The organism is Sporosarcina ureae (genome assembly GCF_002082015.1).
GTDB classification, from domain to species: Bacteria; Bacillota; Bacilli; order Bacillales_A; family Planococcaceae; genus Sporosarcina; species Sporosarcina ureae_A.
The window spans coordinates 914258-931100 of record NZ_CP015109.1 but is presented as its reverse complement, the minus strand read 5'-3'; the positions used below and the strand labels follow the sequence as shown (position 1 = coordinate 931100).

General features: G+C 44.4%; 15 protein-coding genes and 1 riboswitch. All 15 genes read left to right on the top strand.

The genetic code is table 11. The features are described 5' to 3' along the window. The 15 genes from SporoP17a_RS04690 to sufU all read left to right on the top strand — a co-directional run bounded on the left by SporoP17a_RS04690 (nucleotide 1) and on the right by sufU (nucleotide 16802). Complete coding sequence (locus SporoP17a_RS04690; RefSeq protein ID WP_083033046.1) at nucleotides 1–2385, top strand: 3-hydroxyacyl-CoA dehydrogenase/enoyl-CoA hydratase family protein; 2385 nt, start codon at nucleotides 1–3, stop codon at nucleotides 2383–2385. 27 nt (nucleotides 2386–2412) lie between these two features. Next, the gene (locus tag SporoP17a_RS04685; RefSeq protein WP_083033043.1) at nucleotides 2413–3588 is read left to right on the top strand and encodes an acetyl-CoA C-acetyltransferase; all 1176 of its coding nucleotides are present in this window, start codon (nucleotides 2413–2415) and stop codon (nucleotides 3586–3588) included. Between the two features lie 34 nt (nucleotides 3589–3622). Beyond that, entirely contained in the window at nucleotides 3623–5422 is a 1800-nt protein-coding gene (locus SporoP17a_RS04680; RefSeq protein ID WP_420542196.1) for an acyl-CoA dehydrogenase family protein, read from the top strand. Nucleotides 5423–6094: 672 nt separating this feature from the next. Beyond that, nucleotides 6095–6454 (top strand): arsenate reductase family protein, encoded by a 360-nt coding sequence (locus tag SporoP17a_RS04675; RefSeq protein WP_083033041.1) that lies wholly within the window; start codon nucleotides 6095–6097, stop codon nucleotides 6452–6454. A 76-nt stretch (nucleotides 6455–6530) separates the two neighbouring features. Beyond that, a complete protein-coding gene (gcvH, locus tag SporoP17a_RS04670) occupies nucleotides 6531–6911 on the top strand; it encodes a glycine cleavage system protein GcvH (RefSeq protein ID WP_083033039.1) in 381 nt (126 codons plus the stop codon). 63 nt (nucleotides 6912–6974) lie between these two features. Then, on the top strand, nucleotides 6975–7328 hold the full coding sequence (locus SporoP17a_RS04665) for a toprim domain-containing protein (RefSeq protein ID WP_083033037.1): 354 nt from the start codon (nucleotides 6975–6977) through the stop codon (nucleotides 7326–7328). After that, nucleotides 7321–7620, top strand: coding sequence for a thioredoxin family protein (locus SporoP17a_RS04660; RefSeq protein WP_083033034.1), 300 nt, complete (start codon nucleotides 7321–7323; stop codon nucleotides 7618–7620). The genes SporoP17a_RS04665 and SporoP17a_RS04660 overlap by 8 nt, the downstream gene beginning before the upstream one ends. A gap of 49 nt (nucleotides 7621–7669) precedes the next feature. Next, nucleotides 7670–7775, top strand: a riboswitch (SAM riboswitch). A 366-nt stretch (nucleotides 7776–8141) separates the two neighbouring features. Further along, nucleotides 8142–9167: a methionine ABC transporter ATP-binding protein gene (locus SporoP17a_RS04655; RefSeq protein WP_083033032.1), complete on the top strand. Its 1026-nt coding sequence runs from the start codon at nucleotides 8142–8144 to the stop codon at nucleotides 9165–9167. After that, nucleotides 9160–9828, top strand: coding sequence for a methionine ABC transporter permease (locus SporoP17a_RS04650; RefSeq protein ID WP_083033029.1), 669 nt, complete (start codon nucleotides 9160–9162; stop codon nucleotides 9826–9828). The genes SporoP17a_RS04655 and SporoP17a_RS04650 overlap by 8 nt, the downstream gene beginning before the upstream one ends. 64 nt (nucleotides 9829–9892) lie before the next feature. Then, a complete protein-coding gene (locus SporoP17a_RS04645) occupies nucleotides 9893–10750 on the top strand; it encodes a MetQ/NlpA family ABC transporter substrate-binding protein (RefSeq protein WP_083033026.1) in 858 nt (285 codons plus the stop codon). An 841-nt stretch (nucleotides 10751–11591) separates the two neighbouring features. Then, on the top strand, nucleotides 11592–12773 hold the full coding sequence (locus tag SporoP17a_RS04635) for a dicarboxylate/amino acid:cation symporter (RefSeq protein WP_083033020.1): 1182 nt from the start codon (nucleotides 11592–11594) through the stop codon (nucleotides 12771–12773). A gap of 267 nt (nucleotides 12774–13040) precedes the next feature. Next, nucleotides 13041–13820: a Fe-S cluster assembly ATPase SufC gene (gene sufC, locus SporoP17a_RS04630; RefSeq protein ID WP_083033017.1), complete on the top strand. Its 780-nt coding sequence runs from the start codon at nucleotides 13041–13043 to the stop codon at nucleotides 13818–13820. An 18-nt stretch (nucleotides 13821–13838) separates the two neighbouring features. Then, nucleotides 13839–15146: a Fe-S cluster assembly protein SufD gene (sufD, locus tag SporoP17a_RS04625; protein WP_083033015.1), complete on the top strand. Its 1308-nt coding sequence runs from the start codon at nucleotides 13839–13841 to the stop codon at nucleotides 15144–15146. After that, the gene (locus SporoP17a_RS04620) at nucleotides 15146–16375 is read left to right on the top strand and encodes a cysteine desulfurase (protein ID WP_083033012.1); all 1230 of its coding nucleotides are present in this window, start codon (nucleotides 15146–15148) and stop codon (nucleotides 16373–16375) included. The genes sufD and SporoP17a_RS04620 overlap by 1 nt, the downstream gene beginning before the upstream one ends. Further along, nucleotides 16365–16802: a Fe-S cluster assembly sulfur transfer protein SufU gene (gene sufU / locus SporoP17a_RS04615; protein WP_083033009.1), complete on the top strand. Its 438-nt coding sequence runs from the start codon at nucleotides 16365–16367 to the stop codon at nucleotides 16800–16802. Before SporoP17a_RS04620 ends, sufU begins: the two co-directional genes overlap by 11 nt. Nucleotides 16803–16843: the final 41 nt, after the last annotated feature.

Here is a 16843-nt window from a genome sequence, read left to right as displayed (position 1 = left end):
GTGACTTACCAAATTAGAAAAGCGGCAGTTTTAGGATCTGGAGTTATGGGTTCTGGTATCGCGGCACATTTAGCGAATATTGGCATTCCTGTACTTTTACTAGATATCGTACCACCGAAATTAGGTGCAGATGATGAAGCAAAAGGATTAACATACGAAGATCCAAAGTTCCGTAATAAGTTTGCGGCTACAGCATTGGAGAAATTGCAAAAACAAAAACCAGCTCCTCTAACAACGAAGAAAAGCTTATCATTACTTACACCAGGAAACTTTGAGGACCATTTGGATCAATTGAAAGACGTAGATTGGATCATTGAAGTCGTCGTAGAAAACCTTGAAATTAAAAAGAGTCTATATGAAAAGATTGAAACGGTGCGAAAGCCAGGTACCATCATCTCATCCAATACATCAGGAATCAGTATTGAAGCGATGACAGAAGGACGTTCAGAAGATTTCCAGAAGCACTTCCTTGGAACGCATTTCTTCAATCCTCCAAGATACTTGAAACTGCTTGAGATTATACCTACAGAAACGACATTACCTGAAGTGGTAGAGTTCATGACAGTGTTTGGTGAGGATCGTTTAGGTAAGGGAGTCGTGATTGCGAAGGACACGCCAAACTTTATCGGTAACCGAATCGGTACGTATGGTTTACAAGTGACATTGCATGAAATGCTTGAACGCGGTTATACAATTGGAGAAATCGACTCGATTACCGGTACATTAATCGGCCGTCCGACGTCTGCGACATTCCGTACATTAGATGTTGTGGGACTGGATACGTACATGCACGTAGCGAAAAACGTCTACGATCAGACTACAGGAGAAGAACAGAAAATATTTGAACTGCCTGATGTCGTCACTAAAATGATCGACAATGGCTGGATCGGCGCGAAAGCAAAGCAAGGCTTCTATGTGAAAAAAGGCCGAGACATTATGGAATTGGATATGAAGACGTTTGAATATGTTCCTACACAGAAAATGAAAGCGCCTTCAATTGAAATGGCAAAGCAGCAAAAAGGACTAGCTAACAAATTGAAGACGTTATTGTATGCAAAAGATCGTGCAGGCGAGATTTTGTGGAATACGTTAACACCGACAATGCTATACGCTGCAGAACTTCACGGTGAGATTGCAGATGATATCGTCTCGATCGACAACGCTATGAAATGGGGCTTCGGCTGGACGCAAGGACCGTTTGAAATTTGGGACGCAATTGGCGTGAAGAAGTCTGTGGACATGCTGAAAGAAGAAGGCAAGGAAATTCCTGAACTTGTTCAGTCCCTGCTTGATAAAGGCTATGAAACTTTCTATAAAGAAGAGAATGGCGATACGTACTATTTCGACGGCTCGGACTATCAGGCTGTGCAAGTGAATGAAAAAGCGATCAACTTAAAGCAGTACAAGAAGAAGCATGGCGTGATCAAGAAGAACTCTGGCGCAAGCTTAATTGACCTTGGAGATGGCATAGCTTTACTGGAATTTCATTCACAGTCGAATGCAATTGGGTTGGACATCATTCAAATGATTAACTTTGCAATAGACGAAGTGGAACAGAACTTCAAAGGGCTTGTCATCGGGAATCAAGGGAAAAACTTCTGTGTCGGTGCAAACCTTGGCATGATTTTAATGGAAGCACAAGATGATAATATCTTTGAACTCGACTTTGTCATCCGTTCATTCCAGAACGCGATGTTGAAGATTAAATATAGCGGTAAGCCAGTCGTTGCGGCACCATTCCAGATGACGCTAGGTGGCGGAGCAGAAGTTTGTCTACCAGCTGCACATATTCAGGCGTCTATGGAAACGTATATGGGACTCGTTGAAGTAGGGGTAGGCTTGATACCAGGGGGTGGCGGTAACGTCAACTTGTATCAGAAGCACCTGAAAGGTTTACCAAACGGTGTACCTATTGATTATCAACATATTGCGAATAAAGTATTCGAATCGATCGCGATGGCGAAAACATCGACATCTGCTGAAGAAGCTAGAGAGAACAATTTCCTCGACTTTGCAGATGGCATTAGTGTCAATCCAGATCATCTGATCTACGATGCGAAGCAAGCTGCCTTGTCATTATTTGAAGCGGGCTATGTAGCACCGAAGAGAGCGAAAGTGCCTGTAACTGGCGACTCAGGTTATGCGACGTTATTACTTGCAGCTGAAGGAATGTTCAGTTCAGGTTTCATTAGCGAACATGATTTGAAAATTGCGAAGAAACTCGCATACGTACTGTCTGGTGGGAAGATCCCATATGGTACACGTGTTGATGAGCAGTACTTACTGGATCTAGAACGCGAAGCATTTTTAAGCTTAGTAGCAGAACCGAAATCACAGCAACGGATGCAACATATGTTGGTCAAGGGGAAACCGTTACGTAACTGATGAGAGATAGCTAAAGGAGGAAACAGAATGCGCGAAGCAGTAATTGTAGCCGGTGCTCGAACACCGATTGGAAAAGCAGGAAAAGGTTCTTTGGCAACTGTCCGTCCAGATGATCTTGGGGCGTTGACTATAAAGGAAACATTAAAACGTGCAGGGGATTATGATGGGCCGATCGATGACTTGATCATCGGTTGTGCCATGCCTGAAGCGGAACAAGGAATGAACGTCGCGCGTAACATCGGGGCGTTGGCGGGATTACCGGATACAACACCTGCCGTAACGGTCAACCGCTTTTGTTCATCCGGTTTGCAGTCGATTGCTTATGCGGCAGAGCGGATCATGCTCGGTCATTCAGAAGCAATCTTAGCAGGTGGCGTTGAATCGATGAGTATGGTTCCGATGATGGGAAATACGATTCGTCCGAACGTTAAACTCGCTGAAGAATCGCCTCAATACTATATGGGGATGGGACATACAGCGGAGCAAGTGGCGCAGAAGTATGGCATCTCCCGTGAAGATCAAGATGCATTCGCAGTGGAATCACATAAACGTACCGAAGCAGCAATTAAAGAAAATAAATTTGTCGATGAGATTGTGCCGGTGGAAGTAACAAAGCGTTTTGTCGATGGGGACGGCAAATACCAAGAAAAAACGGTTTTATTCGAAATGGATGAAGGCGTACGTCCAGGTACGACGACTGAAATTCTTGGGAAATTACGTCCAGCGTTCGCAGCGCAAGGTTCCGTCACAGCAGGTAACGCGTCACAAACATCTGACGGTGCAGGAATGGTCTTATTAATGGATCGAGAAGTAGCTGAACAGCGTGGATTACAGCCCATGGCAAAATTCCTTTCATTCGCAGTAGGCGGCGTGCCACCGGAAGTAATGGGGATTGGACCGATTGTCGCTGTGCCTAAGGCGTTGAAACTAGCAGGCCTATCTATTGAAGACATTGACCTCTTCGAGCTCAATGAAGCATTTGCATCCCAGTCACTCGCAGTAATTCGCGAACTAGGATTGGATACAGATAAAGTGAACGTCAACGGGGGAGCGATTTCATCAGGTCATCCATTAGGTGCAACAGGAACTATTTTGACGCTGAAATTAATTAATGAATTGAAACGTCAAGGCAAGAAGTACGGTGTCGTCACGATGTGTATCGGTGGCGGAATGGGAGCAGCTGGAGTGTTCGAAGTTCTATAAAATAAAATTACACATACAAATAGGGGGAAATAATATGACTAAAGCTATGGAGGGAACAACTATGACAGAATTCGTAAAAGGTGGGGCATTTTTAACTGAGGACATGGATGCTAGTCGCGTTTTCACACCGGAAGATTTCACAGAAGAGCAAAAGATGATCGCTAAGACAACGGAGGAGTACGTGAAAAATGATGTAACACCGTTGATTGAAAAACTCGAGAACCATGAATTTGAAAACTCCGTCACATTGCTGAAAAAAGCAGGGGATCTAGGTCTTCTAGCAGCAGATATCCCTGAAGAGTATGAAGGTCTTGGATTGGATAAAGTTTCTTCCGCATTGATTGCTGAGAAGTTATCGGTAGCAGGCGGTTTCTCGATCACGCACGGTGCGCACGTAGGGATCGGTACATTGCCAATCGTTTTATTCGGTAACCATGAGCAAAAAATGAAGTATTTGCCAAACTCTGCAAGTGGAGCAAAAATCTCCGCTTATGCATTGACAGAGCCGAGCTCAGGGTCAGATGCATTAGGCGCGAAGACTACTGCTAAATTAAATGCTGCAGGTACACACTATGTACTAAACGGTGAAAAACAGTGGATCACGAACTCTGCATTTGCTGATGTATTCGTCGTCTACGCAAAAGTAGATGGTGATAAATTCACGGCATTTATCGTAGAAAAAGAATATCCTGGCGTTTCAGTAGGACCAGAAGAGAAGAAAATGGGTATTAAATCATCTTCTACACGTACGTTGATTCTAGAAGATGCAGAAGTACCAGTTGAAAACTTATTAGGTGAAATTGGCCGTGGGCATGTGATCGCGTTCAACATTTTAAATATCGGCCGTTACAAGCTTGGAGTAGGTGCGATTGGCGGATCGAAGCGTGCACTTGAATTGGCTATCAAATATGCGAATCAGCGTAAACAGTTCGACACACCCATTTCTTCATTCAACTTGACGAAAGAAAAGTTCGGTACGATGGCATCTAAGTTGTACGCAACTGAAAGCTTGATCTATCGTACAGTAGGGTACTTTGAAGAGCGTAACGCGGCGATGAGCCCTGAAGAGCAAAAAGACGGTGCAAAAGTGGCGGCTTCCATTGCTGAATACGCAATTGAATGTTCTATCAATAAAGTAGTAGGTTCGGAAATGTTGGATTACATTGCGGACGAAGCCGTTCAAATTCATGGCGGTTATGGCTTCATGGCAGAATACGAAGTAGAGCGCATTTATCGTGACTCCCGTATTAACCGGATCTTCGAAGGAACGAATGAAATCAACCGCATGATCGTTCCAGGCACGTTCTTGAAGAAAGCAATGAAAGGCGAATTGCCATTGCTTCAACAAGCGCAAGCATTACAAGAAGAGTTGTTAATGCTGATGCCAGAAGAAGTGGGCGACGAAGCATTGGCTCAAGAGAAGATGCTGGTGAAGAACGCAAAGAAGATCGGCATCTTGGTGGCAGGACTTGCTGCACAGCGTTACGGCACGAAGCTGGATCAAGAGCAAGAAATTCTTGTGAACATCGCAGATATTGCCAATGATCTATTCGGTATGGAATCTGCATTGCTACGTACGGAAAAGGCCATCAACAAGAATGGTGAAGAAAAAGAGAGCCAGAAGCTTCTCTATACACAAATCTTCTGTCAAGAAGCATTCGGACGTATCGAAGCAGCAGCAAAAGAAACATTGCTCGCAGCAGTCGACGGCGACAACCAGCGTATGATGATTTCCGCGTTGCGTAAATTGACTCGCAATAACCCGTACAACATTATTGCGAAGAAGCGTGAAGCAGCTGAGAAACTAATCGAAGCGGAAAAGTACATCGTTTGATCATAGCTTAGACAAAACGCCTCTTATGTGGGGCGTTTTTTTGTAGGAGAGAATTGGATAGGAAGTTCAAGGATAAGTGCGTTGAAGTGATTAAATAGATAGAGTGTGCAAGGGGATTGGAGATCCAGCTGGGGACGCTTTCCTGAGGGGGTGGCTTACTCAAGGCAATCTATGAAAGCACATGCTCCTAACGCTGCGCTTTTGCGAGTAAAAGCCGTCCTTCGCTACGGCTCTCGCTGATCCTCCAGGAGTCGCCCCAGCTTCCGCTCCAATCCTACGTTTAAAGTGAAGGTACCTAGATCCACTATTGTGGATAAAGTCTAAGTGGTTTATCCATTAAACTTGGTTAGTTCAAGCCTCTTTATAAAGCTGATCACAATCCCACATACAATGCACACCAGAAACTGTCACCCCCTCAGCTTGCTAGGGATTGTGCGTAGGAGGGGCGACTCCTAGAGGATCAGCTCGACAGGTGAGACAACCAAAGAGAGCAACGCGAACTGGTTGGCTCACCGCGAGCCCTCAGGAAATGCGTCCCCTCCGAAGCACCAATCCCAACCCCAACAGCTTGCCAGCCTCCCACCGTAAGAACCTATCCGTAATGAAACACCGCCAAGTTCGCATCAACACCCCACTATTTGCTATACTGAAAAAAAGGAGAGATGGACTATTATGACTATGACATACTACGGCTATCCCAAATGCACCACGTGCCGCAAAGCAAAAAAATGGCTTACGGACGAAGGGATTTCATTCGAAGAAAAGAACATCGCTGAACAACCTCCAAGCGAAGACGAACTCCGCAACATGATCGCGAACTCCGGACTCGAAATGAAAAAGTTCTTCAACACTAGTGGCAAGAAATATCGTGAGCTCAACTTAAAAGACCAACTACCCACCATGACTGACGATGAAAAGATCGCACTCCTCGCTTCAGACGGAATGCTCATCAAACGCCCAATCTTCTCTGACAACCAAAAAGTGACTGTAGGATTCAATGAAACAACATTCATGGAAACGTGGAAGAAGTGATTTAGATTCTTGTCTTTACAGGGGAACTATGGCAAACTAAAGGTAGACAAACTATTATATTTTTGGAGGTAACGACATGAGCACACCAAAAGATTTACGTTATTCAGAAGAGCACGAATGGGTAAAAGAAGAAGACGGTAAATACCGCATCGGAATCACACATTTCGCACAGTCTGAACTAGGGGATATCGTATTCGTTGAACTCCCACAAGTGGGCGACCTATTGAAATCAGACGAGCCTTTTGGAAGCGTTGAATCAGTGAAAACGGTATCTGAATTGTACGCTCCACTTACTGGTAAAGTTGTAGAAGTGAACGAAAACCTTGAAGATAGCCCCGAATTGGTTAACGAATCTCCATACGAAGGTGCATGGATGGTAGTAGTTGAAATCGATAATAAAGCTGAACTAGATGAGTTAATGACAGCTGAGCAGTACGAAAAAATGACAGCTGAATAATAGACTAAAAGAAAAAGCGCTGGAACGTCCAAGCGCTTTTTTTACACGCTAGGAGGAAACAGGATGGACCCGAAAGTTCTCATTGTAGAAGGCGGACAGGATCGTAAACGGCTAGTGCCGATCCTGGCTGAGCCTGTAGAGATTCTTTGTACGAATGGCACCATCAGTGCGTATCATATTGAAGAACTGCTTGAACCGTACGAGCAGCAAGACTTATTCGTCTTTATGGATGCGGACGCGTCAGGTGAGTCTATTCGTAAGCTGTTCAAACAACTGTATCCAGAAGCGCGACATTTATATACAGATCGTCTCTACCGCGAAGTAGAAACGACTCCTGTTAAACTATTGGCTAGCATCTTAGCTGCTGCCAATTTTAAAGTACATTCCAAATACTTGGCAGGTGGACCACATGAATAATTGGACAATCGAAGACTGGCAACGCGCACAGGCGGCAGAGCAAGTAGCCGCTTTTTATTTATATACACCCATGTGCGGGACGTGTGCAGTCGCTTCAAAAATGCTCACGGTGATCGAGACGATGTGTCCGCAATTACCAATTGGTAAGGCGGACTTAAATTACGTGCAGGAAATCGCAATAGAATATGAGGTGGAAAGCGTCCCTTGTTTACTCATCCAGCGCAAAGGACAGCCTTTAGAAAAGATTTACGCCTTTCAATCCGTCCCGTACCTACTAGAGAAACTCAGTTGACAATAGAAATCAAAGTATGGTATAAGTAGTTAATCAATTGAATACGTAACTCTTATAAAGAGCGGTGGAGGGAAGTGCCCTATGAAGCCCGGCAACCGTCACATTTGTGAAATGGTGCCAATTCACTCAAAGCGCAATGCTTTGATAGATGAGAGAAATGGTAACGTACATAACTACATACGTTCGGCCTTTCTGCTTGTCTGCAGGAAGGCTTTTTTTATTAACAAAAGCGGAAAGCGCCGTGTAGGCTCGACAGGCGTTGGAAGACTTACCACAAAGGCGCACTTTGCCTTTTTGGCAAGTCTGAAACGACCCGAGAGCCTGGCGCTTGTAGCTGGATGAAACAAAAGCGGAAGATGCCGTTTAGCTCCGACAGGCGTTGGAAGACTTGTCACAAAGGCGTACTTTGCCTTTTTGGCAAGTCTGAAACGACCCGAGGAGCTGGCATCTGCAGCTAGATGAAACAAAAGCGGAAAGCGCTGTGTTGCTTTCCAAAAAACTTACTAAAGGTGGTGCGGAAAATGATTCAACTAACAAACGTTCAAAAAAGATTCCAATTGAACCGTTCAGAAATTGTCGCGGTAGATGACGTGACATTGACCATCGAAGAAGGAGAAATTTTCGGCGTCATCGGGTACAGTGGAGCAGGAAAAAGTACATTGATTCGACTATTAAATGGACTTGAAACACCTACATCCGGCAGTATTATGATTCACGGTCAAGAAATGACAACGCTAAAAGGTGCTGGCCTTCGCAATGCGCGTCAGAAAATCAGTATGATCTTCCAGCATTTTAACTTACTATGGTCAAGAACAGTAGAAGAAAATATTATGTTTCCTCTTGAAATTGCTGGCGTGAAGAAATCGGCACGGAAGCAAAAAGTGAAAGAGTTAATCGACCTCGTTGGATTGACAGGCCGTGAACAGGCGTACCCATCGCAGTTATCAGGTGGCCAAAAGCAACGTGTCGGCATTGCTCGCGCGCTTGCAAATGATCCGGAAGTATTGCTTTGTGATGAAGCAACGTCCGCGCTTGATCCTGAGACGACGAATGCGATTTTGGATTTATTGACGGACATTAATGAACGTCTTGGTCTAACGATCGTGTTGATTACGCATGAAATGCACGTCATTCGCAAGATCTGTCATCGCGTGGCGGTCATGGAAGCAGGGCAAGTTGTGGAAGCGGGCAATGTACTGGATGTCTTCCAATCCCCTCAAGCGGATATTACGAAGCGTTTCATTTCGCAGGTGACCGATACAGGCGATACCGACGCTGCGATGGCGCATTTACAGGAAGAGTCACCGCATGGCAAGTTGATCAAGCTAGCTTTCATTGGTGAACGTACAGAGCAGCCGGTGCTTGCTGAATTGATTCGTACATTTCCAATCGATGTCAACATCGTACAAGGGAATATTTCAACGACGCGTGATGGCGCATACGGCACACTTGTCTTGCAACTAGTAGGTGACGTGGCAGTTATAGAGGAAGCCATTGCTTTCCTAGATGCCAATGAAGTGAAGACGGAGGTGCTGATCCATGATTGAGCAATGGTTCCCGAACGTTAATTGGGATAAAATGTGGCAAGCAACGGGCGAGACGCTGTATATGTCTGCCTACTCAACGGTCTTCACGTTTATCTTTGGTATTGCACTCGGTCTGTTATTGTTTTTAACAAATCCTGGTCAGTTATGGGCGAATAAAATCACGAATATCTTTACAGGCGCATTCGTAAATATATTCCGATCAATTCCCTTTATTATTTTAATTATTTTATTGTTACCTTTGACGAATTTATTGATAGGAAGCATGCGTGGGCCGAATGCCGCGTTGCCAGCATTAATCATTGGTGCCGCTCCGTTTTACGGTCGCATGGTACTCATTGCATTGCAGGAAATCGATAAAGGAGTGATCGAAGCGGCGCGTTCAATGGGTGCCAAAACGTCTACGATCATTTTCAAAGTATTGTTACCAGAATCCATGCCTGCCCTCGTGTCTGGTATTACCGTGACGTCGATTGCACTCGTCGGCTACACAGCGATGGCCGGGGTCATCGGTGCTGGAGGACTCGGTACGCTTGCCTATCTCGAAGGGTTTCAGCGTAACCGTGGAGATGTCACGATGATGGCGACAATATTAGTATTAGTCATCGTGTTTATCATTCAGTTTATAGGTGATTTCATTGTAAAACGTTTGGACAAGCGATAATAGGATTTTCAGGGGAACCTGTTAACCATAAAACATTCCATCATGGAGAGGGAGAAATGTGGATATGAAGAAGTTTTTATTCGGTCTATTCGCTGCTGTATTAGTGCTTGCACTGGCAGCCTGCGGAACAAAAGACGAAGGTAGTAAGGATAATGGGGCACCCGATGTAGATGATGCAGAAAAAGGCGAGAAAACGTCACTGATAGTCGGCGCGTCTAACACACCGCATGCAGTAATTTTGGAAGAGGCTAAGCCATTATTAGCAGCAAAAGGCTATGATTTAACAATAGAGAGTTACACAGACTACGTATTGCCAAACAAAGATTTGGACGAAGGGACAATTGAGGCGAACTATTTCCAACACATTCCGTATTTAGAGAGCCAAATAGCTGATTTCGGTTATGACTTCGTCAATGCAGGCGCTATTCACATCGAGCCAATCGGTGTGTACTCTAAGAAATATGATTCATTGGAAGATCTACCAGACGGTGCAACGATCTTAATCAGTAACTCGGTTGCCGATCATGGCCGCGTACTTGCTATGCTTGAAGAAAAAGGATTGATCAAGTTAGCTGACGACGTAGAAAAAGTGAAAGCTGAAGTAGACGACATCGTAGAAAATCCAAAGAACTTAGAATTTGACGCAAACTACGAAGCTGCATTAATGCCTCAGTTGTATAACAACGATGAAGGCGACGCATTGTTGATCAACTCTAACTACGCAATCGATGCAGGCTTGAATCCAATGGAAGATTCGATCGCATTGGAAGATAAAGAGTCTCCATATGTTAACGTAATTGCGGTGAAGAGCGGTAACGAAGACAGCGATGCAATCCAAGCATTGGTAGAAGTTTTGACTTCAGAGCAAATTCAAGAATTCATCTTGAATGAATGGTCTGGATCCGTTGTTCCTGTACAATAATAAATTGAGAGTCGGTAGCGATTGTAGCTGCCGGCTTTTTTTATTTGGTTGAATGGTGGGTGGAAAGCTCTATGTTGTGGGTTATGCGCTCTATGTGGCGCGTGGAGTGCTCAATGTATTGCGCTATGCGCTCTATCAGGTACGTGAGCCGCTCAATGTGCCGGGCTATCCGCTCAATACTATACGACAACCGCTCAACACGCTAAGCTATGCGCTCATTACAGCATGTGGAGCGCGTTGGGGTGTCCGCCCTTATGAAGTGGCACAGCTCGCTCAATAAGCTAGGCTACCCGCTCAATGTTGTTGTTTATCTGCTCTATGTGTTGTGTGAACCGCTCAATATGCCGGGCTAACCGCTCAATACCACATGATAACCGCTCAACACGCTAGGCTATGCGCTCATTACAGCGTGTGGAGCGCGTTGAGGTGTCCACCCTTATGCAGTTGTGCAACTCGCTCAATAAGCTAGGCTATCCGCTCAATGTTGTTGTTCATCCGCTCTATGCGTTGTGTGAACCGCTCAATATACCGAGCTATCCGCTCAATACCACATGGTAACCGCTCAACACGCTAGGCTATGCGCTCATTACAGCGTATGGAGCGCGTTGGGATGTCCGCCCTTATGAAGTGGCACATCTCGCTCAATATGTTAGGATAACCGCTCAATGAACCTGGCTATCCGCTCAATCCACCCCGCCAACCGCTCAACCCCCACCCAACCCACCACAACACACAAGAAAAATATCAATAAAATCCAAACAAAATCTTCTTTATTCTTTCGACTTGTGATAAAGTTAATTTTGTTTGAGTAGTACATATGTGTATTTGAGGAGGACGTATTGTGAAGTTTAAATTAGGGCTCATTTGGCGAATTTTGATCGCCATTGGGTTAGCGATCGGACTTGGCTTGCTATTGCCGATGATCCACGAAGGGTTCGCGCACTGGTTCGTTCGTTTAGGGGCCACTTTTAATATGTTGTTCGGTGGATTTTTGAACTTTGTTGTTCCGCTGATCATCATTGCGTTTATCGCACCGAGTATTGCCAAGCTTGGGGCAGGTTCAGGGAAATTACTTGGAATGTCTGCTGCGTTTGCATACGGCTCTACGGTTATTGCGGGATTGCTTGCGTATTTTGCGGCAACGAATATTTTACCGAACTTCATTCATCCAACCACGAAGACGGACATTGCAGAAGGTGCGCGTGAAGCGGGAGTGGCGTTTTTCGAAATGGAAATGGATCCGATGATGGGGATCATGACCGCGTTGCTTATGGCGTTTCTACTTGGAATTGGTATGGCAGCGATTAAGGGGAAGACGATGTTGTCGTTCTTCGATGAATTTAATTTAATTATCGATAAGGTCATTTCTGTCGTCATCATTCCGTTATTACCCTTTCATATTTTCGGAATCTTTCTGAATATGACCTATACAGGTGAAGTGGCGAATGTGCTTTCTGTATTTATATTTGTTTTCATCATGATTATTATTCTTCACTTACTCATGTTGACATTCCAGTATACGGTGGCTGGTACATTGAACAAACGGAATCCGTTTATGCTAATGAAAACGATGCTACCTGCGTATTTGACAGCAATCGGAACGCAGTCTTCAGCTGCGACGATTCCAGTTACGCTGCGTCAGGCGAAAAAGACGGGTGCTTCCGAACGTGTAACGAATTTTGCGGTGCCGTTATTTGCAACGATCCACTTGTCGGGTAGTACGATTACGATCGTCTCTTGTTCTATCGGAGTTATGCTGATGAATGGCGTAGATGTTAGTTTTGCTGCATACTTGCAATTCATCTTCATGCTAGGTGTCACGATGATCGCGGCTCCGGGTGTGCCAGGTGGGGCAGTTGTCGCGGCAACTGGACTTCTTACGACTATGCTAGGATTCACTGACGGCATGGTAGCATTGATGATTGCGCTGTATTTAGCACAAGATAGTTTCGGAACAGCCACGAACGTAACGGGCGATGGTGCGCTTGCCATGATCGTCGATCGTTTCACAAAAAAAGTATAGAGTAGTAGTAAAGTCGGTTACTTGACCGGCTTTTTTTCTGTCTAATTCTTATGTACTAAGGTTTAGTTGATTCTCATTCACTAGTAGTCAAATGAAAAATAATTATCTGGAAAAATATACTGAGCCGTGTAGTAGCAATGAAATTAGCCATTATGTGTAATGATTCTTAAAGATTTGCAACCAACTCGAATATGGGTTAAGATTAGAATGATACTAAATAGAGAATGGATCATAACCATTCAACGCGACTATACTGGAGGTATTGGAATGGCAATTTTGGAAATCAAAGATCTTCATGTCCAAATCGAGGACAAAGAAATCTTAAAGGGTGTTACCTTAACAATAAATACAAATGAGATCCATGCAATTATGGGTCCCAATGGTACGGGGAAATCTACGCTTGCATCTGCAATCATGGGTCACCCGAAATATGAAGTTACTTCTGGATCGATCACACTAGATGGAGAAGACGTATTAGCAATGGAAGTAGATGAGCGTGCGAGAGCTGGTCTGTTCCTAGCAATGCAATATCCAAGTGAAATCACTGGCGTAACGAACGCAGATTTCCTACGTTCTGGAGTGAACGCTCGTCGCGAAGAAGGCGATGAAATTTCTTTGATGAAATTCATTCGTGAAATGGATAGCAAGATGGAAGTTCTTGAAATGGAAGAAGATATGGCAACTCGTTATTTGAACGAAGGTTTCTCAGGTGGAGAGAAGAAGCGTAATGAAATTCTCCAGCTAATGATGTTGAAGCCGAAATTCGCAGTACTTGACGAGATTGACTCAGGTCTAGATATCGACGCATTGAAAATTGTTTCTAACGGAATCAACCAAATGCGCGGCGAAGGCTTCGGTTGCTTAATTATTACTCACTACCAGCGTTTGTTGGATTACATCGAGCCAGATAAAGTGCATGTTATCATGCAAGGTAAGATCGTTAAAACAGGCGGTTCTGAACTAGCTAAGAAACTTGAAGTTCAAGGATATGACTGGATTAAAGAAGAACTAGGTATTGAAGACGAAACTGTTGGACAAGAAGCATAAGAAAGGGGACGACTCAAAATGACGGTTGAAACAACATTGGCATTGACCGAACAAGACGTCCGCTCTTATTCCGCAAAAGTGGAGGAAGCTGCTTGGATGGCAGATTTTCGTTCGAATGCTCTAGCGAAAGCTGAAGTACTCGAAATGCCAAAACCAGATAAAACAAAAATTACAAAGTGGAATTTCACGGAATTCCCTTCACATACAGTTGAAAGCTCGATCTTCGCTGGGTTGGAAGAATTACCGACTGAAGCAAAAGCATTGATCGATGATGAACAACAACAAAACATTTACGTGCAACACAATAACACACCTGCATACCTGTCGGTGTCCGAAGAATTGAAGTCTCAAGGTGTTATTATGACGGATATCTTTACGGCATCACGCGAACACAGTGAGTTGTTACAGAAATACTTGATGACGGATGGCGTCAAAGTGGATGAGCATAAATTAACAGCTCTTCACGCGGCACTGATCAACGGTGGAGTATTTGTCTACGTTCCTAAAAACGTAGTAATCGAAGATCCACTACAAGTACTATTCGTTCATTCTAACGAAGAGGCATCATTATTTAACCACGTAGTACTAGTGGCAGAAGAAAACAGTCATGTAACATACGTTGAAAGCTATCTTTCTACAATCGAGCATGCGGAAACTCAAGCGAATATTGTATCTGAAGTATTTGCTATGGCCAATGCGAAAATTGTCTACGGATCTGTCGACGTATTAGCGGAAGGTATGACAACGTATGTCAACCGTCGCGGTGTTACTGGACCTCATGCACGCATTGAGTGGGCGCTTGGTCTAATGAACGACAGCAATACGATTTCTGAGAACATCACGCATTTAGTCGGAGACGGCTCATCCAGTGATATGAAATCCGTAGTGGTTGGACGCGGTAGCCAGAAGCAAAACTTCACATCTGAAATCGTGCACTGGGGACTGGATACAGACGGTTTCATCTTGAAGCACGGTGTAATGAAAGAAAACTCTACTGCGATCTTTAACGGAATCGGACGTATCGCGAAAGGCGCAACTCGTTCCAACGCAGTGCAAGAATCACGTATCCTCATGTTGGGTGAAAGAGGCCGTGGAGACGCGAACCCGATTTTACTCATCGATGAAAATGATGTAACAGCAGGTCACGCAGCTTCAGTAGGACGTGTAGATCCATTACAAATGTTCTATCTAATGAGCCGCGGTATTACACAAGAAGAAGCAGAACGCCTCATTATTCATGGTTTCTTAGCTCCAGTCGTAAGCAAATTGCCAATCGCAGGAGTTAGAAAACAATTGACGGAGGTTATTGAAAGGAAAGTGCGCTAATGCTCAGCAAAGACATCCGCAATCATTTCCCTATATTAGATCAAGAAATCAACGGACATCCCCTTGTTTACTTGGATAGCGCTGCGACTTCGCAAAAGCCTACTCAAGTAATTGAGACACTGGATCACTATTACCGCTTTGATAACTCCAATGTTCACCGTGGGGTGCATACACTTGGAAATCGCGCGACAGATGGTTATGAAGGGGCTCGCGAGAAAGTTCGTAAATTCATTAATGCTAAATCCACGCAAGAAGTACTCTTCATGCGTGGTACTACAACAGCGATCAACACCGTTGCGCAAAGCTATGGCCGTGCCAATGTCTCGGAAGGTGACGAAATCGTCATTACACATATGGAGCACCACTCCAATATTATTCCTTGGCAACAGCTCGCTAAAGAAACTGGCGCAGTGTTAAAATATATCGATTTAGAAGAAGACGGTACGTTATCACTGGATAAAGTACGGGAAACCATTACAGACAAAACGAAAATCGTTTCCATCATGTATGTTTCCAACGTTCTCGGCACAATGAATCCGATTGAAGAAATCACAAAAATTGCCCATCAACATGGGGCAGTGATGTGTGTGGATGCTGCACAAGCAGCACCACATTTAAAAATTGATGTACAGAATCTAGATTGCGACTTCCTTGCATTTTCCGGACACAAAATGTGTGGACCTACCGGTATCGGTGTCCTCTACGGTAAGAAGGATTTACTCAATAATATGGAACCCATTGAATTCGGCGGCGAGATGATTGATTTTGTCGGACTGTATGAATCCACATGGAAAGAGTTGCCTTGGAAATTTGAAGGCGGCACACCTATTATTGCAGGAGCTATTGGACTCGGTGCAGCCATCGACTTCTTGGAAGAAATCGGTTTGGATGCGATCGAACAGCATGAACACGAGTTGGCTGGTTATGCTATGGATAAAATGTCTGAAATCGACGGCTTGACTATATATGGTCCAAGAGATCCCGATAAGCGCGCAGGATTGGTCACATTCAACTTGGATGATGTCCATCCGCACGATGTGGCGACTGTACTAGATATGAATGGTATAGCTGTTCGTGCAGGTCACCATTGTGCACAACCATTGATGAAATGGCTACAAGTTTCATCGACAGCGCGTGCTAGCTTCTATCTTTACAACACCACTGATGACGTAGATCGCCTCGTGGAAGGACTTCGCACAACAAAGGAGTATTTTAACGATGTCTACTAATAAACTAGATCAACTTTATCGTTCTGTCATCATGGAGCATTATAAGCACCCGAAAAATAAAGGCGTCTTGGAAAATGGAAATGTCACGATTGACATGAACAATCCAACTTGTGGTGATGTCATCCGATTAACGATGAACGTAGAAGATGACATCGTCAAAGACGTGAAATTTGAAGGAGAAGGATGTTCCATTTCAATGGCATCGGCTTCTATGATGACACAAATGATCAAAGGCAAGACCACAGAGGAAGCAGTGAAGTTAGCTCATACATTTTCAGACATGATGTTAGGCAAAGACATGGACGAGTCGATTGATCTCGATGACCTCGAAGCATTATCGGGTGTCGCGCAATTCCCTGCCCGTATTAAGTGTGCAACATTGAGCTGGAAGGCGATGGAAAAGGGAGTCTCTGGCGAGTCGCAATGACCTTGGCCATAGTACGAGCAATTATGGAACGGAGGAATAAT

Bases quoted from the DNA above. Each gene is read 5' to 3' on its own strand.
- sufD (WP_083033015.1), top strand. From the start codon at position 13,839: ATGACGGTTGAAACAACATTGGCATTGACCGAACAAGACGTCCGCTCT.
- SporoP17a_RS04650 (WP_083033029.1), top strand. From the start codon at position 9,160: ATGATTGAGCAATGGTTCCCGAACGTTAATTGGGATAAAATGTGGCAA.
- sufC (WP_083033017.1), top strand. From the start codon at position 13,041: ATGGCAATTTTGGAAATCAAAGATCTTCATGTCCAAATCGAGGACAAA.
- SporoP17a_RS04660 (WP_083033034.1), top strand. From the start codon at position 7,321: ATGAATAATTGGACAATCGAAGACTGGCAACGCGCACAGGCGGCAGAG.
- SporoP17a_RS04675 (WP_083033041.1), top strand. From the start codon at position 6,095: ATGACTATGACATACTACGGCTATCCCAAATGCACCACGTGCCGCAAA.
- SporoP17a_RS04680 (WP_420542196.1), top strand. From the start codon at position 3,623: ATGACTAAAGCTATGGAGGGAACAACTATGACAGAATTCGTAAAAGGT.
- sufU (WP_083033009.1), top strand. From the start codon at position 16,365: ATGTCTACTAATAAACTAGATCAACTTTATCGTTCTGTCATCATGGAG.
- gcvH (WP_083033039.1), top strand. From the start codon at position 6,531: ATGAGCACACCAAAAGATTTACGTTATTCAGAAGAGCACGAATGGGTA.
- SporoP17a_RS04665 (WP_083033037.1), top strand. From the start codon at position 6,975: ATGGACCCGAAAGTTCTCATTGTAGAAGGCGGACAGGATCGTAAACGG.
- SporoP17a_RS04655 (WP_083033032.1), top strand. From the start codon at position 8,142: ATGATTCAACTAACAAACGTTCAAAAAAGATTCCAATTGAACCGTTCA.
- SporoP17a_RS04685 (WP_083033043.1), top strand. From the start codon at position 2,413: ATGCGCGAAGCAGTAATTGTAGCCGGTGCTCGAACACCGATTGGAAAA.
- SporoP17a_RS04645 (WP_083033026.1), top strand. From the start codon at position 9,893: ATGAAGAAGTTTTTATTCGGTCTATTCGCTGCTGTATTAGTGCTTGCA.
- SporoP17a_RS04620 (WP_083033012.1), top strand. From the start codon at position 15,146: ATGCTCAGCAAAGACATCCGCAATCATTTCCCTATATTAGATCAAGAA.